This window comes from Nocardioides luteus, assembly GCF_000960475.2.
GTDB classification, from domain to species: domain Bacteria; phylum Actinomycetota; class Actinomycetes; order Propionibacteriales; family Nocardioidaceae; genus Nocardioides; species Nocardioides luteus_A.
On sequence record NZ_JZDQ02000014.1, the window covers coordinates 89772 to 111384 of the forward strand.

The window sequence follows — 21613 nt, forward strand, 5'->3', positions numbered from 1 at the left end:
TGGTCACATAGGTGCCAACTCGGCCGACGCGAGTGACTTCTCGACCAGCGGGGGTGACCTCTCGGCCGACGGGGGTGACTTCTCGTCAGAGGCCGGCCAGGGGGTCGGCACCGGCGAGCCAGGTGAGCAGGACCCGGGCACCGAAGCCGGTGGGGCCGGGGGTGAGCTCGTGGACGTCGGCGTAGGCGTCGCCGCAGGCCACATCGAGGTGGGCCCACGGTACGTCACCGGTGAAGTGGTGCAGGAAGAGCGCAGCCGTGATGGCGCCCGGTCCACCGGGGGCGTTGTCGGCGTCGGCGACCTTCGAGGACAGCTTGTCCTCGTAGTCGGCGACCAGCGGCATCCGCCACAGCGTCTCACCGGAGACGTCGGAGGCCTCAGCCAGCAACGTCGCCAGCGCCTCGTCGTCGGCGAAGTAGCCGGCCATCGTCTGCCCCAGCGCCACGCGCATCGCACCGGTCAGGGTGGCGATGTCGACCAGGGCGGCCGGTTTGATCTTCTCCACGGCGTACGCCATCGCGTCGGCCAGGACGAGGCGGCCCTCGGCGTCGGTGTTGGTGACCTCGGAGGTGCGGCCGCCGTAGTGGGTGACCACGTCGCCGGGGCGTAGCGCCGAGCCGGAGATGGCGTTCTCCGCGGAGGCGATGAGGCCGACCACCTTGACCGGGCAGCCGACCTCGGCCAGCGCCGACATCACCGCGAGCACCACTGCGCCCCCGGTCATGTCGCGCTTCATGTTGACCATGCCGTCACCGGGCTTGATGTTGAGCCCGCCGGTGTCGAAGGTGATGCCCTTGCCGACCAGCACCACCGTCGGGGCCGTCTTCAACGAGCCCAGCCGGCCGGACCTGCGGGGCGTGTAGTCGAGCCGGATCAGCCGCGGCGGGGTCGCCGACCCCTGACCGACGGCGACGATGCCCCCGAAACCCTCCGCGGCGAGCTGTTCCTCGTCCCAGACGGTGACCTTCAGACCGGTCTCCGCCCCCAGCGAGGTGGCCTGCTCGGCGAGCCAGGCAGGGTTCTTGAGGTTGCTCGGGACCGAGGAGAAGAACCGCGCGCGCCAGCCGGCGCGCGCGATCGCCTGAGCCCGGTCCAACGCTGCCGCCTGGTCATCGCCGAGGTCGGCCAGAGTGATCGTCTCCACCGGCGTCCACGGCGCACCCTCGGAGCGCCAGTGGAAGAGGAAGGACCCGAGGGTCGCGCCGGCCACGAACGGCTCCAGCCCGACCTCGGGGTCGACTGCCGGGATCGTCGTGACCACATCGGTCCGGTCCCGTACGGCCCGGGCCAGCGCGGCGCCCGCCCGCCGGAAGTCGTCGCGCCGCTGCGCGCCGACACCGATCAGGAGGATCTGACGCAGAGGGCCGGAGCCGGTGACGACGTACGTCGTCACCTCACCGGCACTGCCGGTGGCACCTTCGAACTCGAGGTGACCCAGAAGGTCATGGCGGTCGCCCAGGTCGGCGGCCCCAGGACCGACGACCAGCGCATCGTCGCCAGGGACGACAGGCAGCGCGATGATCTCGGCATCGAGGCTCTCCGGACCGAGCGGGCTGAGCGTGAAGGTGGGTGGCGTGACCTGGGACGGCAGAGCCGGTGACGGCAGCGTGGTGGTCATCTACGCGTTCAGCCCAAGACCCTTGATCTCTTCGCCGAGCGCAGCGGCCTCTTCGGCGTTCAGTTCGACGACCAACCGGCCACCACCCTCGAGCGGGACGCGCATCACGATGCCCCGACCTTCCTTGGTGACCTCCAGCGGACCGTCTCCCGTCCGCGGCTTCATCGCCGCCATGCGGCACCTTCTTCCGTGTCTCGCGTGTCGGCGCTCACCTGCCGGATGGCCTCGGAGCGCGCATTGCGAGTCCATTATCCCTCATCAGGTCAGCAGACCTGACGGCAAGGTGGGAGTTTCGGCGGGTTGACCTGCCTTTGGACTGTCAGATGACCGAGGTTCCGTAGGCCCAGGTCAGCCAGATCGCCAGGATCACCAGCGTGATGTGCACCACGATCGCGGCACCGGAGGCCTCGAAGAAGCCGCCCTCTCGCTCACCACGGGCGCCTCCGACGGACCGGTCGTAGGCCTCGTCGTAACGCTCGTCGTAGCCGTTGTCGTAGCTGTCGTCATAGCCGCGGTCGTAGGCCTGGTCGTAGTCGTGGCCCTGGGCGTACGCCTGGTCGTAACCCTGGTCGTAGCCGTGCTCGTAGCCCGGGTAGGACTGCTCGTCGTAACCCGGCTCCTGCCGCCGGCGACGCGGCTGCGCCTGGGGCGCTCGCGGGGCCCGTGCAGGGGGCTCGATCCGGTCCCGGTCGCGCGGTCCGTAGGAGTCGAAGGAGTAGGGATCGTACGTCTCGGGCTGCTGCTCCGCCCGCCGGCCCGACTGCGGGCTCGGCGCGGGCGCCGGCGGCGGCGCGGGCGCGGGCTGGGGTGCCGGTCGCGGCCCGGGACGGGGTGCCGGGCCGGGTGCGGGGCGGGGTGCGCGGGGCGGGCTCGGCTGCTGCTGAGCCGGGTAGTCGTAGCTGCTGTCGCGCCGGTATCGGCGGTCGGCGAACTCGTCGTGGCCCTCGTTGCGGCGGTCGTCATAGCGACCGTCGAAGCCACGGGACCGTCGCTGCGGCGGCTCCTGGCGGCGACCCCACGGATCCTGGCCGCCCGGGGCCCGGCCCGGCGTGGCCTGGCCCGGCTGAGCCTGCCCAGGCTGAGGCTGGCCCGGCTGAGGCTGCTCGGGCGCCGACCGCTGAGGGGTCGGACGCTGGGGTGCCGGACGCGGAGGGGCAGGCTGCTCCGGCGCTCGCCGCTCCTGGGCGGGTCGCGCGGGCGCCGGGCGCTCCGAGCGCTCCGGGCGCTCCGGGCGCTCCGGGTGGGGCTGCTCCGGACGCGACTGCTCCTGCCGCGGACGGGCGGGAGCCTCCGGGGCGGGCGGCGGGGGCACGGGCTGGTGGCGTACGGGCTGCTGAGGCGCCGGCGGCTGAGGGGCGGGCCGCTGGGCGGAGCGCTGCGGCGCGGAAGACTGCTGCGGTGCGGGCGGCGGCGGTGTCTGTCGCCCTGCCACCCGGCGACCGACCTGCCCGTCCCGCGCAGGGGCGGGAGCAGGCGCCGGCGGCGGCGAGGGCTCACGCTCGATCGGCGCCATCACGGCGGTCTCCTCGACGCCCGCTGCGGCCCGACGAGGCTCGGGCCGACGCTCGGCCGGGCGCCCCGGCTGAGCAACGGGCTGAGCGAGGGGCTGGGCGACCGGCTGGGCGACCGACTGAGCCTGGGCCGCCCGGCGCGGGTCGGCGTAGCCCGCCCGGTCATCGACCTCGGCGTAGTCGTCGTAGCCGGCCTCGGCATAACCCGGCTCGTCGTAGCCGTAACCGTCCTCGGCGTACTCCTCGTCGTAGCCCTCGTCGTAGCCGTAGTCGTCGTGGCCGGCCCCGGCGCGATGCTCCTTGAGCCGCCGCGCGAGCAGGTAGAGACCGGCGATCGCGGCGAGCCAGATCCCGAAGAGCCCGATCACGCCCGGAACGTCACCGCCGAGGAAGAACGAGGACGGCGAGGCGAGGAAGAGGATCCAGACCAGCAGGCCGGCGACACCGGCGTAGAGGTGGACCCGGGGCGGCAGCCCGGCCTCCTGCGGCTGCAGGAGATGCGGCTTGAGATAGGTGAGCGCGACGATCACCGCGACCAGGGCGGTCACGGCGTAGACGAGTACGGCAGCGAAGCTCACGGCAGCGATTCTGTCCTAGACGTCGGGCGAGCCCGAATCGGGCTCGGGCGTTTGTGATGTGAGTCCCCCGACTCCGACCTCGGCACCGGCATCCCCGGCGGCGGTCGACTCACGCCATTCTGCCTCCTCGGCAAGGCGTGCGATCAGAGCGTCCACCTCGTCCATCCGGTAGCCGCGGAGGGCCACCGAGAACCGTACGCGACGCAGGTCTGCCGCCTCCAGGACGCGATCGCGGGGCACCAGGGCGTCGGGCTGGTCGCCGTACTCCTCCCCCATCGGCGCGCCCGACCCGGCGGCGACGAGGGCGACTCCGCCGAGAGCGAGCACGATCAGTGCCGCGAAGATCCAACCCATCCTTCAGTCACGCGCCTTCAGCATCAGCTCGACCGCCTCGTCCACGTCGTCGGTGAGAGTGATCATGTCCAGGTCGCTCTGCTTGATCCGGCCGTCGGCCAGCATCGTCTCCCGCATCCAGTCCAGCAGGCCCTCCCAGTGCTTCACGCCCATCAGGACGATCGGGAACTGGGTGATCTTCTTGGTCTGGGAGAGCGTCATCGCCTCGAAGAGCTCGTCCATGGTGCCGAGGCCGCCCGGCATGACGACGTAGCCCTGGGAGTACTTGACGAACATCATCTTCCGCACGAAGAAGTAGCGGAAGTTGAGCCCGAAGCTGACGTAGTCGTTGAGCCGGGCCTCGAAGGGCAGCTCGATGCCGAGGCCGATCGACTCGCCGCCGGCCTCGAGGGCGCCCTTGTTGGCCGCCTCCATCGTGCCGGGGCCACCACCGGTGATCACCACGAAGCCCGCCTCGGCCAGACCCCGGCCGATCGCCTCGGCCTGGGCGTAGGTCGGGTGGTCCTGAGGCGTGCGCGCGGACCCGAAGACGCTGATCGCCGGGCCGATCTCGGAGAGGTCGTTGAACCCCTCGACGAACTCGGCCTGGATCTTCATGACCCGCCACGGGTCGGTGTGGACCCAGTCACCGTGGCCGGAGCTGTCGAGCAGTCGCTGGTCGGTGGTGCTGCCGGCGGGGCGTCCCTTGGTGGGGCGTGGGCCGGAGCCGCTGCGTCGGGTCATGCGGTCAACCAATCACGAAGGGCCTGCTCGCACGTGGTGATCTCGGAGATCCGCACGTGCTCGTCGGCCTTGTGGGCGAACATCGGGTCACCTGGACCATAGTTGACCGCCGGTATGCCGAGAACGGTGAACCGCGCCACATCCGTCCAGCCGAACTTCGGCCCCACCTCGCCACCGACCGCCTCGATGAACGCCTTGGCCGCCGGGCGGTCCAGGCCGGGCAGCGCGCCCGGTGCCGAGTCGGTCAGGGTGACGTCGTAGCCGTCGAAGAACTCGGTCACGAAGGCCAGCGCCTCCTCCTCGCTCCGGTCCGGCGCAAAGCGGTAGTTGACCGTGACCACGCATTCGTCGGGGATCACGTTGCCGGCGACTCCCCCGGAGACGAAGACCGCGTTGAGACCCTCGTGGTACTCCAGCCCGTCGATGACCGGCTTGCGCGGGACGTACGCCTCCAGGCGGCGCAGCACCTCGCCGGCCTTGTGGATCGCGTTGACGCCGCGCCAGGAGCGGGCGCTGTGGGAGCGCTCGCCGGTGGTGCGCACCTCGACCCGCAGCGTGCCCTGGCAGCCGGCCTCGACGCCGGCGTTGGAGGGCTCCATCAGGATCGCGAAGTCCCCGGCGAGGAGGTCGGGCTCGCTCGCCGCGAGCTTGCCGAGACCGTTGTGGACGGCCTCGATCTCCTCGGCGTCGTAGAAGACGTACGTCACGTCGCGGTTGGGCGCGTCCAGGGTGGCGGCGAGCTTGAGGATGACCGCGTCGCCGGACTTCATGTCGCAGGCACCGAGGCCGTGCAGGATGCCGGCCGCCTCATCGAGGCGGCTCGGGAAGTTGCCGTTGACCGGCACGGTGTCGAGGTGGCCGGCGATGACCACGCGCTCGGGGAGGCCGAGGTCGGTGCGCGCCACGATCGAGTTGCCCCGCCGCTCGACGACGAGGTGGTCGTAGGCGGCCAGCGCGTGCTCGACGGCGTCGGCCAGCTCCAGCTCGTTGAGGCTCACCGAGTTGATGTCCATCAGCTGGCGGGTCAGCGTCACCACGTCGGTCGTCAGGTCGATCTCGGGAGTGTCAGGACTGGTCGTCACAGGCGCTAGTCAACCAGCCCGCCATGAGGACTCGGCGCCTGGATCCCGGACATCCGTCCTCGCGTGCGACTCACGCGGTAGATTCTAGAGTTAATGACTCGACTTAATGAAGAGAGGGGTTGATGAGCACCGTGCCGCGTACGATCCTCTTCGACGGGCCCGACCCGCTGCACCTCTCCGGCGGCGGCACGCTGGCGCCCGTCGAGGTCGCCTATGCGACCTACGGCGAGCTGGCACCCGGCCGGGACAACGCCGTCTTCATCGCCCACGCACTCACCGGCGACGCCGAGGCCGCACAGTGGTGGCCGACGATGGTGGGGCCCGGAAGGCCAGTCGACACGGACCGGTTCTTCGTCGTCTGCGCCAACCTCCTCGGCGGCTGCCGCGGCACCACCGGGCCCTCCTCGACCGACCCCGCGACCGGCCGGGCCTGGGGGCTCGACTTCCCACTGATCTCGGTCGCCGACCTGGTCACCGTCCACCGCCGGCTGCTGGCCCACCTCGGCATCGAGAGGCTCCACGCCGCCGTCGGCGGATCGCTCGGCGGCATGCAGGTCCTGCAGTGGGCCGCCGACGCCCCCGGCCAGATCGAGCGGGCGGTCCTGGTGGCCGCCTCCGCCCGGCTGAGCACCCAGAACATCGCGCTCTCGAACATCGCCCGGCAGGCGATCCTGCGCGACCCCGACTTCCGCGGCGGGCGCTACCCGGACCACGGCATCGTTCCCGTCAACGGGCTCTCGGTGGCGCGGATGCTCGGCCACGTCACGTACGTCTCCGAGCCCGGGCTGGAGGCGAAGTTCGGCCGCTCGCGGCGCGACGGATCGACGCCCGGGTTCGGGATCGACTTCGAGATCGAGAGCTATCTCGACCACCAGGCGAGCACGTTCGTCGACCGCTTCGACGCCCTCTCCTACCTCTACCTCTCCCGTCTCCTGGACTACTTCGACCCCTTCGCCGACGACGCCTTCGCGGCAGCGATCCGGGACACCCGGTTCCAGCTGATCTCCTTCGACTCCGACTGGCGATTCGGGACCTCCCACTCGGTCCTGATCGAGAAGGAGCTGCGGCGCGCGGGGGTCGACGTCGAGCGCCACGAGATCGCCTCGACCTGGGGCCACGACTCGTTCCTGCTCGACCCACCCGGCTACCTCGACCTCGTCGAGGGCTTCCTCAACGATCGAACTGGAGTTGTTCATGACTGACCACGCGTACGGCTTCAGCACCCGTGCGATCCACGCCGGCAACATCCCCGACGCCGCCCAGGGCGCCCGGGCCCTGCCGATCTACCAGTCCGCCTCGTTCGTCTTCGACGACACCGCCGACGCCGCGGCGCGCTTCGCGCTGCAGAAGTACGGCAACATCTACACCCGCGTCGGCAACCCGACCGTGGCCGCGTTCGAGGAGCGCATCGCCTCCCTGGAAGGCGGCATCGGGGCGGTCGCGACCGCGTCGGGGCTCTCCGCCGAGTTCGTCACCTTCGCCTCCCTGGCCGGCGCCGGCGACCACATCGTCGCCTCGGCCCAGCTCTACGGCGGCTCGGTCACCCAGCTCGACGTCACCCTGCGTCGCTTCGGCGTTTCCACGACCTTCGTGAGCTCGACCGACCCGGAGGCGTACGCCGCAGCCATCCGCCCCGAGACCAAGCTGCTCTTCGCCGAGACCGTCGCCAACCCGTCGGGCGACATCGCCGACCTGGCCGGGCTGGCCGACGTGGCGCACGCGCACGGGGTGCCGTTCGTGGTGGACTCGACGATCCCCACGCCCTACCTGTCGCGGCCGATCGAGTGGGGCGCCGACATCGTGGTCCACTCGGCGACCAAGTTCCTCGGCGGCCACGGGACGACGCTCGGCGGCGTGGTCGTCGAGTCCGGCCGCTTCGAGTACTCGCCCGAGCGGTTCCCGCTTTTCCACGAGCCGGTCGAGCACTACGGCGGGCTCTCGTGGTGGGGCAACTTCGGCGAGTACGCCTTCCTCACCCGGCTCCGCGCCGAGCACCTGCGCAACGTCGGCGCGACCTTGTCGCCGCAGTCGGCATGGCAGCTCGCCCTGGGCGTCGAGACGCTGGCCCTGCGGGTCCAGCGGCACGTCGAGAACGCGCGGATCGTCGCCGAATGGCTCGATGCCGACCCCCGGGTCGAGCACGTACGCTGGGCCGGACTGCCCTCCCATCCGGACCATGCCCGGGCGCAGAAGTATCTGCCCCAGGGCCCGGGCAGCGTGTTCTCCTTCGACATCGCGGGCGGCCGGGCGGCCGGGGAGCGGTTCATCGAGTCGGTCGAGCTCGCCAGCCACCTGGCCAACATCGGCGACGCCAAGACCCTGGTCATCCACCCCGCCTCGACCACCCACCGCCAGCTCAGCGAGACGCGGCTGGCCGAGGCCGGCGTCGCCCCCGGCCTGGTGCGGATCAGCGTCGGCATCGAGGACGCCGACGACATCATCTTCGACCTCGACCAGGCGCTCACCGCCGCCACGAAGGAACTCTGATGACCATCGCGCAGATTCCCCATGAGCCGACCGCACGCGAGCGCCAGGGGCTGCTCCGAGCGGCGACGTCGATCGCGATCGTCGGCTTCTCCCCCAACACCGCCCGGTCGAGCTACTACGTGGCGACCTACCTCGCCCAGGACACCGACTTCCGGCTCTACTTCATCAACCCCAACGCCGCCGGCCGGGAGGTGCTCGGCCGCACGGTCCACGCCAGCCTGGCCGACCTCCCGGAGACGCCCGACATCGTCGACGTCTTCCGGCGGGCGAGCGACCTGCCCGCGGTCGTCGACGAGGTGGTCGCGCTGGGCTCGCCGGTGGTCTGGTTCCAGCTCGGGCTGACCAACGACGACGCCGCGGCGACCGCGCGCGCCGCCGGGCTGACCGTCGTCCAGAACCGCTGCCTCAAGATCGAGCACGCCCGGTTCCACGGCGGCCTGCACCTGGCCGGGTTCGACACCGGCGTGATCTCGGCACGCCGGACCGCACGGTGAGATCCATCCTTTAGTCGAGTTATTTAGTCTACTATCTCGTATAACCAGTCTCCTCGACCACGGAGTGTTCCCATGAGCATCGATTCCACGACACAGCTCAACGACGTCGACCTCGCCGCCGTCGGCAACCTCGTCCAGGCGATCCAGGACGACCCCGCCAAGGCGCGCACCACCTGGGCCGCCCACGTGACCTGGAAGGGCGCCTTCGCCTCCGAGGCGAAGGTCCGCTCCTTCGAGCCCACCCCGTCCGACGAGCCCGCCGGTCTCGGCGGCGGCGACACCGCCGCCAACCCCGTCGAGCAGCTTCTCGGCGCCCTGGGCAACTGCCTCGCCGTCGGCTACGCCGCCAACGCCTCGGTCGCCGGGATCGAGCTCGACGACCTGCGCATCGACCTCAAGGGCGACGTCGACCTCACCGTCTTCCTCGGCCTCGCCGAGGGCCACGCCGGCTTCGACGCGATCGACGCCGTGGTCACCATCGCGTCCGAGGCATCCCGCGAGGAGCTCGAGACGCTCCACGCCAAGGTGCTCGCCAGCTCGCCCGTGGGCCACACGCTCCGCAACGCGGTCCCGGTCAACGTCTCGCTCGCCTGACCACGGTCCCCACACCCCCATCCGCATCCATCGAAACGAGGAACCACCGATGACAGAGACCACTGTCGACAACGGCGTCAACGTCGAGGCCCTGCTCGGCGCGCGCGCCGCCCTCCAGGAGACCCCGGAGGCCGCCAAGTTCACCTGGCGCGCCACCAACACCTGGGTGAAGGGCACCCACTCCAAGAGCAAGGTCGAGGGCTTCTTCGGCCTCGGCGAGGAGCAGGAGGCCGGGCGCTCCTTCGAGTCCGACGGCGACCACCCGCCGCAGTTCGCCGCCGACAACCAAGGCCCCACGCCGGTCGAGACCGTCCTGGTCGCCCTCGGCGGCTGCCTGACCGCCGGCGTCGCCGCCGTCGCCCAGCAGCGCGGCATCCAGCTCAACTCGGTCACCGCGACCATCGAGGGTGACCACGACATCCGCGGCATCCTCGGCGCCGACGCCGACGTACGCAACGGCTTCACCGGCGTCCGCGTGAACTACTCGATCGACGCCGACGCCTCCCCCGAGGACATCGAGGCGCTGGTCGCGCAGTCGCAGAAGCGCTCGGCCGTCTTCGACATCCTCACCAACCCGACCGCGGTCAGCGTCTCGGTCTCGTGATGACGAGTGTCCCGTCTCGCCGCACCACGGTCGCGGTGATCGGGGCGGGGCACAGTGGCCTCGCAGTGAGCCACCGACTCGGTGCCGAGGGGATCGACCATGTCGTCCTCGAGCGCGGGCAGGTCGCTCACTCGTGGCGTACGCAGCGCTGGGACTCGCTCCGCCTCCTCACCCCGGGCTGGATGAACCGGCTGCCCGGGCTCGGCGACCCGCTGCTCGGCCCCGCCGAGGCCGACGAGTTCCTCACCGCCGCGCAGGTCGCCTCGCTCGTCGCCGGCTACGCCGACGTGATCGCGGCACCGGTGCACGAGAACGTCGAGGTCCACCGCGTCTCCCCCGGTCCGAACGGCTACCTCGTCGAGACCTCCGCGGGTCCCTGGTCGGCCGAGCACGTCGTGCTCGCCACCGGTTCCGTACGCGGCGTGCTGCCCGCCCTGGCCGCCGAGCTGCCGCCCGGTCTGCCGTCGGTGCACGCCATCGACTACCGGCGTCCCTCCCAGCTGCCACCCGGCGGCGTGCTGGTCGTCGGGGCGGCCGCGAGCGGCGTACAGATCGCGGCGGAGCTGCAGGCCTCGGGCCGCCAGGTCACCCTCGCGGTCGGCGAGCACGTCCGGGTGCCGCGCCGCTACCGAGGCCGTGACATCTTCGCCTGGATCGAGGAGGCCGGCATCCTCGACGAGCGCTGGGACGAGCTCGACGACATCACCCGTGCCCGGCGACTCTCCTCGTTCCAGCTCGTCGGCGGCACCACCACGCTCGACCTCAACACGCTGCAGGAGGCGGGCGTCCGGGTGGTCGGCAAGCTGGCCGGGCTGCGCGACGGCGCCGCGCTCTTCTCGGGCTCGCTGGCCAACATGGCGGCGCTGGCCGACCTCAAGGCCAACCGGCTCCTGAGCGGCATCGACCAGACCTTCGGCGGCTCCGGCGAGCGGCTCGAGCCGACCCGGGTCCCCGAGCCGCTGCTGTCGCTCTCGCTGACCTCCGGCGAGATCGGCTCGGTCGTCTGGGCGACCGGCATCAAGCCCGACCACGCTTTCCTCGACGCCGACGTCTTCGACCGCAAGGGCGCGATCCGCCACGACGGCGGCGTCACCGACCTCCCCGGCCTCTACGTCACCGGCCTCCCGGTCCTCCGCCGCCGCCGATCGACCTACATCGACGGGGCCCGCGACGACTCCGCCGACCTGGTCGCCCACCTCTCCCAACGCCTGGCCTCCCCCACCCGCCGCACCGCCGGCTGACCCACCCCAGACGCCGAGTCGGCTCGTTCTGACTCAGATCAACGCCGAGTCGGCTCGTCATGACGAGCCGACTCGGCGGCGTCTTCTGTCAGGACGAGCCGGCTCGGCTAGCGGCCGACGTGCGCGAGGACGCCGTCGATGATCCGGGCCAGCCCGTAGTCGAGCTCGCGCGCAGGGTCGGTGGCGGCCTGGTAGGCCTCGCCTGCAGCGGTGCCGACCCGCGCTGCCAGCGGATAGTCGCTGCCCTCCATGACCTCGTTGAGCGTCTCGTAGTTGGCGGCCCACCACTGCGACTCGGTCATCCCGGTGACCTGCTCGGCACGGCGTTTCATCAGCTCGCTGCGGGCGATGTTGCCGGCGAACCCGACCAGCACGGCGACCGTCTGGTCCATCTCCAGATCGGTCAGCCCGAGGCCGTCGACGGCGCGCAGCTGCCACTCGTAGCGGTCGCTCATGTTGGGCCCTAGCCAGGGGCGTACGTCCTGCACCTCGAGCAGCCAGGGGTGGGCCCGCAGCTCGTCGTGCTGGAGGTTGGCGACCAGCTCGAGACGCTTGCGCGGGTCCTCGGGGAGGTCGGGCAGCTCGGTGCGGCCGGTCACCTGGTCGGCCATGAGCACCAGCAGCGCGTCGCGGTTGGGCACATAGGAGTAGAGCGTCATGGCCCCCAGACCGAATCGCTGGGCGATCGCGCGCATCGTCACCGCGGCCAGGCCCTCGGCGTCGGCGAGGTCGATCGCGGCGTCGACGATCTCGTCGACGCTCACCTTCTGCTTCGGCCCCCGCTTCGCCTTCGGCTCCTCGCGCGCCCCGGTCCGATGGCGCCAGAGCAGGCGCAGGGACGGGTCCGACTGGTCTCTCTGCTCCGGCACGTGGCTCATCGTAACCTCCCCCGAAAGAATTTCGTACGCCGTACGGAACAAATGCTACAGTCGCTCCGTTGTCATCTTCGTACAGCGTACGAAATTGGAGGAACGTGCATGCCGAACGATGCGAGACCGGTGCCGCCGCGCTGGCTCAAGCCGATGAACAAGGTCTTCATGACCCTGTCGAGGACCGGGCTCGGGATGAAAGAGCTGCCCGTGCTCACCGTGCCGGGCCGCACCAGCGGCAAGCCCCGCAGCACCCCGCTCTCGGTACTGGACCTGGACGGGCGGCGCTACCTGCTCGAGGGTTTCCCGGGGGCCGACTGGGCCCGCAACGTACGCGCCGCCTCCGGGCGTGCGACGCTCCGCGTCGGGCGGACCACCGAGGAGGTCCACCTCGTCGAGGTCGACGGGGACGAGGCCCTGAACGTGCTCCGGCTGTGGCCGGAACGGATGGCGGACGGGGCGAAGATCATGCTGGACGCCGGAGTGGTCACCGCGGTGACGCCGGAGGCCTTCGAGGCGGTCGCCGGACGCTGTGGCGTCTTCCGGATCGAGGTGGGCCGATGACGTCGACTCCCCTGTCCGCGCGCCACGTGCGCAAGCGCTACCGCGACACCCAGGCGCTCGACGGCCTCGACCTCGAGGTCACGACCGGCACCGTTCACGCCCTGCTCGGGCCCAACGGAGCCGGCAAGTCCACCGCGGTGAACGTCTTCGCGACGCTCACCCGGCCCGATGCCGGTGAGGTGCGCGTCGGCGGTCACGATGCCGTACGCCACCCTGCCCGGGTCCGCTCCGCGATCGGCCTGGTCGGGCAGAGCGCCGCGCTCGACGAGGCCCTCCACGGCCGGGAGAACCTGGTGATGTTCGGCCGCCTGCACGGCCTCTCGAAGACCTCTGCCGTACGCCGCGCCGGCGAGCTCCTCGACGCCTTCGGCCTTGCCGAGGCAGGCGACCGGAAGGTCTCGGGCTACTCCGGCGGGATGCGGCGCCGGCTCGACATCGCCGCCGGCCTGGTCACCCGCCCACAGCTCCTCTTCCTCGACGAGCCGACCACCGGGCTGGACCCGCGCGCCCGGCACGAGGTCTGGGAGATGGTGCGGCAGGTGGTTGCCGACGGCACGACGGTGCTGCTGACCACGCAGTACCTCGACGAGGCCGACCAGCTCGCCGACATGGTCACCGTGCTCGGCGCCGGCCGGGTGATCGCCGAGGGCACCCCGTCGGCGCTCAAGAGCGATCTGGGCGGCGACCGCGTCATCATCACCGCGTCCCGGCCCGACGACCTCGCCCGGATGACCGGCGTCCTCGGCTCGGCGGCCGCCGTCGATCCCGACCGGCTCGAGGTCACCGTCGAGGCCGGCCCGGCCGGCGGCGGCGCCGCCGTCGTCGAGGCCGTACGCAGCCTCGACTCCGCAGGCATCACGGTCGACGACGTGCTGCTGCGCAGACCGACGCTCGACGAGGTGTTCCTGCACCTGACCGCACCCGAAGGAGCCGCCCGATGACTGATCTAACCCCAGGACTCACCTCCACCCTGCGACAGACCTGGGTGATCACGCTCCGCGACCTCAAGCACTGGCAGCGCGAGCCGTGGGGGCCGGTGTTCGGCATCCTGTTCGCGATCATGATGCTGCTGATCTTCGGCTACCTGTTCGGCGGTGCGATCGAGATGCCGGGCGGCGGGACCTACCTGCCCTATCTGCTCCCCGGCGTGCTCGCGCTGACGATGATGTTCGGGATCGACGGCACCATGGCCGTGGTCACCGAGGACACCAAGCGCGGGGTCACCGACCGATTCCGGTCGCTGCCGATGAGCGGCCTCGCGGTGCCACTGGGACGGGCGGTCGCCGACCTCGGCAACTCGGCGGTCCAGCTGGGCGTACTCATGCTCGGCGGGCTGCTGATCGGCTGGCGGATCGAGGGCTCGTTCCTCGAGGCGGCCGTTGCGGTCGGGCTCCTGCTGTGGCTGCGACTGGCGATGCTGTGGCTCGGCATCTTCCTCGGGCTCACCCTGCGGATGGAGGGCGCCCTGACGATGGTGCAGGTGCTGGTGTGGCCGCTGGGATTCTGCTCGAGCCTGTTCGTCTCGCCCGAGACGATGCCCGGATGGCTCGGCTTCCTGGCCGCGTGGAACCCGGTCTCGGCGACCGCGACCGCCTGCCGCGACCTCTTCGGCAACCCGACCGGGATCACCTCCGGGATGCTCGCCGACCACGCCGTGCTCGTGGCACTGGCCTGGCCGGCGGTCCTGCTGGCGGTCTTCGTGCCGCTCTCGGTGCGCGCGTTCCGGCGCCTCGGCTGAAAAGGAGGAACGGGCCCGGGAAGGGCGATGCCTTCCCGGGCCCGTCGGCGGATGGATGTGGGGTCAGGCCGTGGCCGGCTCGAGGCCGTCGGCCTTCTCTGGGGTCTTCCCCTTCGGGGGGACGACTGCACGGGTCAACGACCCGAGCGCGAAGGCGACGAACAGCAGCACCACGCCCAGGCCCGCGACCAGCGCCGAGAGCCCGAACGCGGTGACCGCGGTCAGCAGCGAGGCGCGTACGAACGACGACTCCGCCGCGACCGCGCGGATCGGGTCCTTCTGGTCCAGCTCGGCGTACGTCTTGCCGTTGGTGATCCCCAGGGCATGCTTCTCGACGGTGGCCGCCTGCGAGTAGGCAGAGAACGGCCCGTCGACCGTGTCTCCGGCGAGGAACGAGGCGTCGTCGGCGACGGTGATCCCCTGCGCCTTCAGCTGGGTGTGGGCCAGGTAGTAGCTGGCAGCGCCACTGGCGATGAACAGGAGGCCGAACAGCCCGATCAGGGGGCTCAGCAGCTTCGCGATCCGAGGTTTGCGGGTCATGCCGACTAAGGCTCACCTAACCTGGCCCCGCAGGGAAGCCCTGGCGGGTGTGATCTTCGCCCTGTGCGCGCCCCGGCACCGTCAGCCCGCTGGCCGGCGGGCGATGATCAGCTCGCCGACACCGGGCATCGGCGTCGTCTCGACCGCGAACCCGGCGGCGTCCAGGTCGGCGAGGAGCGCCGGCCGCGGATGGGTGCGGTAGTACATCACGAACCTCGGCCGCCACACCGCGTTGCGCACCCGCATCGCCAGGTCGAAGCCGGAGAGCAACCAGTACGCCGGCTGGGTCCGCCGCGGCGCCCGGCTCATCGGCAGCGCGAACACCCCACCCGGCCGCAGCGCCCGAAAGATGCCGTCGAACAGCTGCGGCCGCTCGTCAGGCAGGAAGTGCCCCAGCGCCCCGAAGCTCACCACGAGGTCGTACGCAGCGTCGAACGGCAGCGCGCGAGCATCCGCCCGCACCAGGTCGGCGCCCGGGTGAGCGGCCCTGGCCTGCTCCAGCATCCCGGCGCTGAAGTCGACCCCCGTCGGCGGCTCCGCGGTCGCCTCCTCGAGCATCTCCAGCCCCGCCCCGGTGCCGGTGCACACGTCCAGCCCCCGCTCGAACGGCCCGTACTCCCGCAACGCCGTGATCGTCGCGGCCAGCATCCAGTCCGGCGTCCGGAACGGCGTCGCGTCGAACTTCGGCGCCAGCAGGTCATAGCCGCGCTCGACCGACGACAGCGCCTGGACGGCGAGCTCCTTGAGCGTGGGCCTCTCCACACCTCAACGATAGAGGCGGCCGACCGTTCACGCCGTCGTTCTCGACGACCCTAGGAGACCTGGTCACGCCACATGTGATCAAGTCTCCTAGGGTTGCCGCCCGATCCCGAGGAGATGGTTCGAGAGGTCCTGCTCGGCGACCGGGTCGATGAGCGTGACGTGGTGACCGGCACCTGCGAGCGCCTCGGCATGAACCCCAGTGGCACCACCGACATCGGCGATGCGTGAACCCGTTCGGATCCGCTCGAGGATGAGCTCCTGCGTACGCTCGAACTCCAGGCGCCCCTGAGCAGATCTCCCGGTCAGCCGAGCTGCTTCGTCCCAGCCGGACCGTCCGTAGTAGGCCTGGATGCGCCGATCGATGTCCTTCTGGCTGGCCACGACCGCACAGTACCGACGCAGAACCGCGACCAGGAGAGACCTGAGGAGGGTGAGTCACGCCTGGCGTGACTCACCCTCCTGGGGTTCGACGATCCTCAGGCCTTCGCGACCGCGATCTGAGCCTTTTCGCCATCGCCAAGGTCGACCGGGTTGCCCTCGAGCGAGTCGACGACGTCGTACGTCGTGGCGAGGGTCTCGCGGGCGATGAGGTCGGCGTGGGTGGTGGCTGCCCGGCGTACGACCTCGGAGCCGGTCACCGCGAGGGTGATGCGGTCCTCGACGTTGAGGCCGGAGTCCTTGCGGGCCTGCTGGACCGCGCGGACGAGGTCGCGGGCGAGGCCCTCGGCGGCGAGCTCGGGGGTGACGACGGTGTCCAGGACGATGAAGCCGCCCGGCAGCATGGTGACGGCGATGTCGTCGGAGGCGGCGCCGGCGACGGTCTCGAGGGTGTACTCCCCCTCGACCAGCGCCAGGCCACCGGCAACGACCTCACCGGACTCGGAGACCGACCAGTCGCCCGACTTCGAGCCCTTGATCGCCTTCTGGACGTCCTTGCCCAGGCGCGGGCCGGCGGCGCGGGCGTTGACGCTGAGCTTCTGCTCGATGCCGTACGTCCCCGCCTCCTCCGAGTCGGCCGCGAGCAGCCGGACGGACTTGACGTTGACCTCGTCGGCGACGATCTCCTCGAAGCCGGCGATGTCGGCACCGACGACCGTCAGGCCACCCAGCGGAAGGCGGTTGCGGAGCTTGCGCGCCTTGCGCAGGGCGGAGGTCGAGGAGCAGACCGCGCGGACCGCGTCCATCCGGGCGACCAGGTCGTCATCAGCGGGCAGATCCGAGACGACCGGGTAGTCGGCCAGGTGCACCGAGCGGCCACCGGTCAGACCACGCCAGATCTCCTCGGTGGTCAGCGGCAGCAGCGGCGCGACCAGGCGAGTCACCGTCTCCAGCACCGTGTAGAGCGTGTCGAAGGCGGCCTTGTCCTCGTTCCAGAACCGCTCGCGGCTGCGCCGGATGTACCAGTTCGTGAGCACGTCGATGAACCGCTGGGTCGCCTCGCACGCCTCGGCGACGTAGTAGTCGTCCATCGCCGTGGTCATCTCGGCGACGTAGTCGCGCAGCTTGGCCAGGACGTAGCGGTCCAGCGGGTCCGTGGACTCCGTCGAGCCGGTGGTCTCGACGTTGGCCGCGTTGGCGTAGAGCTGGAAGAAGTACCAGCTGTTCCACAGCGGGATCATCACCTGGCGTACGGAGTCCCGGATGCCCTGCTCGGTGACGACCAGGTTGCCGCCGCGCAGGATCGGCGAGGACATCAGGAACCAGCGCATCGCGTCGGCGCCGTCGCGGTCGAAGACCTCGTTGACGTCCGGATAGTTGCGAAGCGACTTGGACATCTTCTGCCCGTCCGAGCCCAGCACGATGCCGTGGCTGATGCAGGACTGGAAGGCCGGGCGGTCGAAGAGCGCGGTCGCCAGGATGTGCAGGGTGTAGAACCAGCCGCGGGTCTGGCCGATGTACTCGACGATGAAGTCGCCCGGGAAGTGGTGCGCGAACCACTCCTCGTTCTCGAACGGGACGTGGTTCTGGGCGAACGACATCGAACCCGAGTCGAACCAGACGTCGAGGACGTCGGCGACCCGGCGCATCATCGACCTGCCGGTCGGGTCGTCCGGGTTGGGGCGGACCAGGTCGTCGATGTAGGGACGGTGCAGGTCGGGGTTGCCCTCGGCGTCTTTCGGCAGGGTGCCGAAGTCGCGCTCCAGCTCGGCGAAGCTCCCGTAGACGTCGAGACGCGGGTAGGCCGGGTCGTCCGACTTCCACACCGGCACCGGGGATCCCCAGAAGCGGTTGCGGGTGATCGACCAGTCGCGGGCGTTCTCCAGCCACTTGCCGAACTGGCCGTCCTGGATGTGCTCGGGCACCCAGCGGATCTGCTGGTTGAGCTCGAGCATGCGGTCCTTGATCTTGGTGACCTCGACGAACCAGCTCGACACACCCTTGTAGATCAGCGGCTGACGGCAGCGCCAGCAGTGGGGGTAGGAGTGGTTGTAGGACTCGCGGCGCAGCAGGATCGTGCCGGGGCTCACCGACCCGCCCGCCTCGCCGCGGGTGACCGCCTTGAGGTGGTCGATGATCTGCAGGTTGGCGTCGAAGACCTGGACACCGGCGTAGTCGACCACCGGCGCGGTGAAGCGCCCGTCCTTGCCGACCGGCATGACCGCCTCGATGTTCTCGCGGTCGGTGACCTCCTTGTCGACCTCACCGAACGCGCCGGCGGTGTGGACGACCCCGGTGCCGTCGGTGGTGGTGACGGCGTCGTCGGCGGCGACCACGCGGAACGCGTTGGCGTGGCCGGCGTAGTAGGAGAACGGCGGCGTGTAGGTGCGGCCGAGCAGCTCGGTGCCCTTGTAGCGACCCAGGACCGTCGCCTCGTCGGCGTCCGGGAAGAGCTCCTTCTTGTACGCCGCGAGCCGAGCCTCCGCGAGGACGTACTTCGCCGTCTCGTCGGTGCCCGGGACCGGGCCCTCGACGACGACGTAGTCGATGTCGGAGCCCACCATCACGGCGAGGTTGGACGGCAGGGTCCACGGCGTGGTGGTCCAGATCAGGATGTGGGCGCCGTCGAGGACCTCGTCCTCACCGGTGGCGTCGAGCGCGTAGCCCACGGTCACCGCCGGGTCCTGGCGGTCCTTGTAGACGTCGTCGTCCATCCGCAGCTCGTGGTTGGACAGCGGGGTCTCGTCCTGCCAGCAGTAGGGCAGGACGCGGAAGCCCTCGTAGACCAGACCCTTGTCGTAGAGCGTCTTGAACGCCCAGATCACCGACTCCATGTAGTCGGGGTTGAGGGTCTTGTAGTCGTTGTCGAAGTCGACCCAGCGCGCCTGGCGGGTGACGTAGTCGCGCCACTCGCCGGTGTACTTGAGCACCGAGGCGCGGCAGGCCGCGTTGAACTTGTCGATGCCCATCTCGACGATCTCGTCGGTCGTCTTCAGGCCGTTGAGGCGCATCGCCTCGAGCTCGGCGGGGAGACCATGGGTGTCCCACCCGAAGCGCCGCTCGACCCGCTTGCCGCGCATCGTCTGGTAGCGCGGGACGATGTCCTTCACGTAGCCGGTCAGCAGGTGGCCGTAGTGCGGCAGACCGTTGGCGAACGGCGGGCCGTCGTAGAAGACGAACTCGTTCTCGCCGTTCGTGCCGGGGTCGCGGTTGTCGATGCTCGCCTGGAACGTCCCGTCCTTCTTCCAGTAGTCGAGAACCTGCTTCTCGATCTCCGGGAACCGTGGGCTGGCCGGGACTGCGCTCGTGTCGGCTGAGGTGACCTTCGGATAGGCCATCGGCGGCATCTCCTGCTGGGTGGTGTGTGGTTTGGTCTTCCACAGGGACGATCTTGCGACCGCGGTACCACCCTGCTTACCCATGCCTGGGCCACTTCATTTCGGCTGTGACGGGCCACTCCCGCCGGGTTCTACTCGCCTGGAGGCTTTCTTCCCGGAGCTCGCCGCTGATGACGGCTCAGACGCTGGTAAGGAAAGAGTACGCCGCCGGGAGCCCGCCGCGCGAACCCGATTCAGACGACGCGCCACATCCGCACGTGCGGCCCGATCTCGGGGTCGTCCCACGGCTCGCCGATCACCTGGAACCCGGCCTGCTCATAGAACCTCCTCGCCGGCGTACGCGCATTGCACCAGACCAGCCCACCACCACGCTCGGCCACATGCGCCAGCGCCGCCTCCAGCACCTGCGCACCCACGCCCTTCCCGCGCCACCCGTCCTCGGTCGCCATCCCCCGGATCCGCCACCCCTTCCCGGGGTGTCCGGGTAGGTCAGGGCAGGGTTCCGGGAACAACCCGACGCATCCGATCAAGCTCCCGTCCTCGTCGAGCGCCGCATAGGTCGCAACCTCCGGCCCGTCGTCCCCCGGCAACCTCGCCGCCTCCGGCGCGCCGCCGTTGCGCAACACTTTCGCCCGCAAGGCGTACGTCTCCTCGACCGGCACCGGCCCGACCGTGAATCGCTCGTCAGGGATCATGGACGAACCCTATCCGCGCTCGCTATGACTGAGGGTCCGACTTAGTGAACGGATTCACTAAGTCGGACCCTCAGTCATAGCGGTCGGACCCTCAGTCATAGCGAGCGATGGCTTGGGAGGGCGAGATCTCCCGCCACATGCGCACATTCGCCCCGAACTCGGGATCCACCCAAGGCTCGCCGATCTGCTCGAACCCCTCACGAGCGAAGAGGCAAGCGCCCGACGGGGTGGCGTTGCACCACACCAGCCCCGGGCCCCGGTCGGCGGCATGTGTGATCGTCGCGGCCAGAAGGGCGGCACCGACTCCTCGGCCTCGCCACTCGGGCGCCGTCGCGACCCTCCGTATGCGCCATCCCTGACCGAAGTGATCGGGCAGGTCAGGGCATGGTTCGGGGAACAGTCCGGCGCACCCGATCACGCACCCGTCGACGTCTCGAGCCGCGAACGTGACTACGTCGGGGTGATCGTCTCCGGCCACTTTCGCCGCCCGAGGGGGCGCACCTCCATGCAGAACCGCCGCGCGCAGCGGATAGGTGTCGGCCGCTGGGACCCGGGTGACAGTGAACTCAGTCGGTGAAGCCAGGTCGCGACGATAGCGACGGTCATCCCCTGGCAGGATGCGCGCATGAGCCTGATTCGCTACGAGTACGCCGACGGTTGCGCGCGCATCACGATGACCAACCCTGACCGGGGCAACGTCTTCAAGCCCGAGGCGGGCGAGGAGATGCTGGCGGCGATCCTGCGGGCCAAGGCGGACTCGGCGCGGGTGATCGTGCTCGCGGCGGAGGGGAAGTACTTCTCCGTCGGCGGCGACCTGGCCGGGTTCGCGGCGGCCGAGGACCTCGGGCCCTTCATCCTCGAGCTCGCCGAGGGGGCCAACCGGATCATCACCGAGCTCGTACGCTGCGACGCGATCGTGGTCAGCGCGGTCCAGGGCACGGCGGCCGGGGTCGGCTTCCCGCTGGCCGCGGCCGCTGACATCGTCGTCGCCGCGGACCGGGCGAAGTTCAGCCTGGCGTACGCGAAGGTCGGGCTCTCGGTCGACGGCGGTGGCTCCCTGCTGGTGCACACCCTGGGACTGCACCGGGTGCTCCGGCTGACCCTGCTCGGTGACATGCTCTCCGCGAGCGAGGCGCTCGAGGCGGGGCTGGTCGCCCGCGTCGTACCTGCCGACGAGCTCGACGCCACCGTCGACGAGGTCGTCGCGACCCTGCTGTCCGGCTCCCCGGAGGCGCTGGCCCGCACCAAGCACCTGATCCGCGACGTCGCCGAGCCGAACCCCGAGTCAGCGCTGCGGCGCGAGGCCGAGTCGATCTCGGCGCTCGGCGGCTCGGCGTCCGGGCGCGAGGGCGTCAACGCGTTCCTGGAGAAGCGGCCGCCCAGCTTCACGCGCTGAAATCATTTGGCCGCTGAAATCATTTGGCCGAAAGGCGCCGGCTCCAG

General features: G+C 70.5%; 23 protein-coding genes. 10 read left to right on the plus strand and 13 right to left on the minus strand.

Features of this window, described 5'->3' with window-relative positions; translation table 11 throughout:
- Positions 1-85 precede the first annotated feature (85 nt).
- The 6 genes from UG56_RS11780 to dapE form a co-directional block, all read right to left on the minus strand.
- On the minus strand, positions 86-1618 hold the full coding sequence (locus UG56_RS11780; protein WP_045551875.1) for a leucyl aminopeptidase family protein: 1533 nt from the start codon (positions 1616-1618) through the stop codon (positions 86-88).
- On the minus strand, positions 1619-1792 hold the full coding sequence (locus tag UG56_RS11785) for a DUF3117 domain-containing protein (RefSeq protein WP_008358749.1): 174 nt from the start codon (positions 1790-1792) through the stop codon (positions 1619-1621).
- 145 nt (positions 1793-1937) lie between these two features.
- On the minus strand, positions 1938-3707 hold the full coding sequence (locus tag UG56_RS11790) for a hypothetical protein (protein ID WP_071327039.1): 1770 nt from the start codon (positions 3705-3707) through the stop codon (positions 1938-1940).
- A gap of 15 nt (positions 3708-3722) precedes the next feature.
- Positions 3723-4061: a DivIVA domain-containing protein gene (locus tag UG56_RS11795; RefSeq protein WP_052693368.1), complete on the minus strand. Its 339-nt coding sequence runs from the start codon at positions 4059-4061 to the stop codon at positions 3723-3725.
- Positions 4062-4064: 3 nt separating this feature from the next.
- Complete coding sequence (locus UG56_RS11800; protein WP_045548016.1) at positions 4065-4784, minus strand: TIGR00730 family Rossman fold protein; 720 nt, start codon at positions 4782-4784, stop codon at positions 4065-4067.
- Positions 4781-5866 carry a succinyl-diaminopimelate desuccinylase gene (dapE, locus tag UG56_RS11805; RefSeq protein WP_084100965.1) on the minus strand — a complete coding sequence of 362 codons (1086 nt, stop codon included), beginning with the start codon at positions 5864-5866 and terminating at the stop codon, positions 4781-4783. The genes UG56_RS11800 and dapE overlap by 4 nt, the downstream gene beginning before the upstream one ends.
- A gap of 122 nt (positions 5867-5988) precedes the next feature.
- On the opposite strand from dapE, the gene metX reads away from it, so the two are divergent.
- From metX to UG56_RS11835, 6 genes are all read left to right on the plus strand, one after another.
- On the plus strand, positions 5989-7068 hold the full coding sequence (gene metX / locus UG56_RS11810; RefSeq protein WP_045548015.1) for a homoserine O-acetyltransferase MetX: 1080 nt from the start codon (positions 5989-5991) through the stop codon (positions 7066-7068).
- A complete protein-coding gene (locus UG56_RS11815; RefSeq protein ID WP_045548014.1) occupies positions 7061-8353 on the plus strand; it encodes an O-acetylhomoserine aminocarboxypropyltransferase/cysteine synthase family protein in 1293 nt (430 codons plus the stop codon). Before metX ends, UG56_RS11815 begins: the two co-directional genes overlap by 8 nt.
- Positions 8353-8847: a CoA-binding protein gene (locus UG56_RS11820; RefSeq protein ID WP_045548013.1), complete on the plus strand. Its 495-nt coding sequence runs from the start codon at positions 8353-8355 to the stop codon at positions 8845-8847. Before UG56_RS11815 ends, UG56_RS11820 begins: the two co-directional genes overlap by 1 nt.
- Positions 8848-8919: 72 nt before the next feature.
- Positions 8920-9441, plus strand: coding sequence for an OsmC family protein (locus UG56_RS11825; protein ID WP_045548012.1), 522 nt, complete (start codon positions 8920-8922; stop codon positions 9439-9441).
- A gap of 49 nt (positions 9442-9490) precedes the next feature.
- Entirely contained in the window at positions 9491-10045 is a 555-nt protein-coding gene (locus UG56_RS11830; RefSeq protein WP_045548011.1) for an OsmC family protein, read from the plus strand.
- Entirely contained in the window at positions 10045-11286 is a 1242-nt protein-coding gene (locus UG56_RS11835) for an NAD(P)-binding domain-containing protein (protein WP_045548010.1), read from the plus strand. The genes UG56_RS11830 and UG56_RS11835 overlap by 1 nt, the downstream gene beginning before the upstream one ends.
- A 107-nt stretch (positions 11287-11393) precedes the next feature.
- Here the strand turns inward: UG56_RS11835 and UG56_RS11840 are convergent, their stop codons facing one another.
- The gene (locus UG56_RS11840) at positions 11394-12164 is read right to left on the minus strand and encodes a TetR/AcrR family transcriptional regulator (RefSeq protein ID WP_045548009.1); all 771 of its coding nucleotides are present in this window, start codon (positions 12162-12164) and stop codon (positions 11394-11396) included.
- Between the two features lie 99 nt (positions 12165-12263).
- Between UG56_RS11840 and UG56_RS11845 the strand changes: the two genes are divergently transcribed.
- From UG56_RS11845 to UG56_RS11855, 3 genes are read left to right on the plus strand one after another with little or no spacing between them, the layout of a single operon-like run.
- The gene (locus UG56_RS11845; RefSeq protein ID WP_045548008.1) at positions 12264-12719 is read left to right on the plus strand and encodes a nitroreductase/quinone reductase family protein; all 456 of its coding nucleotides are present in this window, start codon (positions 12264-12266) and stop codon (positions 12717-12719) included.
- The gene (locus UG56_RS11850; protein ID WP_045548007.1) at positions 12716-13660 is read left to right on the plus strand and encodes a daunorubicin resistance protein DrrA family ABC transporter ATP-binding protein; all 945 of its coding nucleotides are present in this window, start codon (positions 12716-12718) and stop codon (positions 13658-13660) included. Before UG56_RS11845 ends, UG56_RS11850 begins: the two co-directional genes overlap by 4 nt.
- The gene (locus UG56_RS11855) at positions 13657-14457 is read left to right on the plus strand and encodes an ABC transporter permease (RefSeq protein WP_045548006.1); all 801 of its coding nucleotides are present in this window, start codon (positions 13657-13659) and stop codon (positions 14455-14457) included. The genes UG56_RS11850 and UG56_RS11855 overlap by 4 nt, the downstream gene beginning before the upstream one ends.
- Positions 14458-14520: 63 nt before the next feature.
- On the opposite strand, the gene UG56_RS11860 is transcribed toward UG56_RS11855, so the two are convergent.
- The 6 genes from UG56_RS11860 to UG56_RS29120 form a co-directional block, all read right to left on the minus strand.
- Positions 14521-14997, minus strand: coding sequence for a hypothetical protein (locus UG56_RS11860; protein ID WP_045548005.1), 477 nt, complete (start codon positions 14995-14997; stop codon positions 14521-14523).
- Between the two features lie 81 nt (positions 14998-15078).
- Positions 15079-15759 (minus strand): class I SAM-dependent methyltransferase, encoded by a 681-nt coding sequence (locus UG56_RS11865; RefSeq protein ID WP_045548004.1) that lies wholly within the window; start codon positions 15757-15759, stop codon positions 15079-15081.
- A gap of 87 nt (positions 15760-15846) precedes the next feature.
- Positions 15847-16140 carry a hypothetical protein gene (locus UG56_RS11870; RefSeq protein ID WP_045548003.1) on the minus strand — a complete coding sequence of 98 codons (294 nt, stop codon included), beginning with the start codon at positions 16138-16140 and terminating at the stop codon, positions 15847-15849.
- Between the two features lie 95 nt (positions 16141-16235).
- Positions 16236-19559: an isoleucine--tRNA ligase gene (ileS, locus tag UG56_RS11875; protein WP_442756963.1), complete on the minus strand. Its 3324-nt coding sequence runs from the start codon at positions 19557-19559 to the stop codon at positions 16236-16238.
- Positions 19560-19708: 149 nt separating this feature from the next.
- A complete protein-coding gene (locus UG56_RS11880) occupies positions 19709-20170 on the minus strand; it encodes a GNAT family N-acetyltransferase (protein WP_045548001.1) in 462 nt (153 codons plus the stop codon).
- Between the two features lie 91 nt (positions 20171-20261).
- Complete coding sequence (locus tag UG56_RS29120) at positions 20262-20648, minus strand: GNAT family N-acetyltransferase (RefSeq protein ID WP_177191463.1); 387 nt, start codon at positions 20646-20648, stop codon at positions 20262-20264.
- A gap of 147 nt (positions 20649-20795) precedes the next feature.
- Between UG56_RS29120 and UG56_RS11885 the strand changes: the two genes are divergently transcribed.
- The gene (locus UG56_RS11885; RefSeq protein ID WP_045548000.1) at positions 20796-21566 is read left to right on the plus strand and encodes an enoyl-CoA hydratase/isomerase family protein; all 771 of its coding nucleotides are present in this window, start codon (positions 20796-20798) and stop codon (positions 21564-21566) included.
- Positions 21567-21613 lie beyond the last annotated feature (47 nt).

Excerpts from the sequence above, each read along its gene's own strand:
- UG56_RS11780 (WP_045551875.1), bottom strand. The coding sequence starts at position 1,618 with ATGACCACCACGCTGCCGTCACCGGCTCTGCCGTCCCAGGTCACGCCA.
- UG56_RS11840 (WP_045548009.1), bottom strand. The coding sequence starts at position 12,164 with ATGAGCCACGTGCCGGAGCAGAGAGACCAGTCGGACCCGTCCCTGCGC.
- UG56_RS11795 (WP_052693368.1), bottom strand. The coding sequence starts at position 4,061 with ATGGGTTGGATCTTCGCGGCACTGATCGTGCTCGCTCTCGGCGGAGTC.
- ileS (WP_442756963.1), bottom strand. The coding sequence starts at position 19,559 with ATGGGTAAGCAGGGTGGTACCGCGGTCGCAAGATCGTCCCTGTGGAAG.
- UG56_RS11830 (WP_045548011.1), top strand. The coding sequence starts at position 9,491 with ATGACAGAGACCACTGTCGACAACGGCGTCAACGTCGAGGCCCTGCTC.
- UG56_RS11800 (WP_045548016.1), bottom strand. The coding sequence starts at position 4,784 with ATGACCCGACGCAGCGGCTCCGGCCCACGCCCCACCAAGGGACGCCCC.
- UG56_RS11860 (WP_045548005.1), bottom strand. The coding sequence starts at position 14,997 with ATGACCCGCAAACCTCGGATCGCGAAGCTGCTGAGCCCCCTGATCGGG.
- UG56_RS11855 (WP_045548006.1), top strand. The coding sequence starts at position 13,657 with ATGACTGATCTAACCCCAGGACTCACCTCCACCCTGCGACAGACCTGG.
- UG56_RS11835 (WP_045548010.1), top strand. The coding sequence starts at position 10,045 with ATGACGAGTGTCCCGTCTCGCCGCACCACGGTCGCGGTGATCGGGGCG.
- UG56_RS11850 (WP_045548007.1), top strand. The coding sequence starts at position 12,716 with ATGACGTCGACTCCCCTGTCCGCGCGCCACGTGCGCAAGCGCTACCGC.
- UG56_RS11845 (WP_045548008.1), top strand. The coding sequence starts at position 12,264 with ATGCCGAACGATGCGAGACCGGTGCCGCCGCGCTGGCTCAAGCCGATG.
- UG56_RS11885 (WP_045548000.1), top strand. The coding sequence starts at position 20,796 with ATGAGCCTGATTCGCTACGAGTACGCCGACGGTTGCGCGCGCATCACG.
- UG56_RS11785 (WP_008358749.1), bottom strand. The coding sequence starts at position 1,792 with ATGGCGGCGATGAAGCCGCGGACGGGAGACGGTCCGCTGGAGGTCACC.
- metX (WP_045548015.1), top strand. The coding sequence starts at position 5,989 with ATGAGCACCGTGCCGCGTACGATCCTCTTCGACGGGCCCGACCCGCTG.
- UG56_RS11880 (WP_045548001.1), bottom strand. The coding sequence starts at position 20,170 with ATGATCCCTGACGAGCGATTCACGGTCGGGCCGGTGCCGGTCGAGGAG.
- UG56_RS11815 (WP_045548014.1), top strand. The coding sequence starts at position 7,061 with ATGACTGACCACGCGTACGGCTTCAGCACCCGTGCGATCCACGCCGGC.
- UG56_RS11820 (WP_045548013.1), top strand. The coding sequence starts at position 8,353 with ATGACCATCGCGCAGATTCCCCATGAGCCGACCGCACGCGAGCGCCAG.
- UG56_RS11825 (WP_045548012.1), top strand. The coding sequence starts at position 8,920 with ATGAGCATCGATTCCACGACACAGCTCAACGACGTCGACCTCGCCGCC.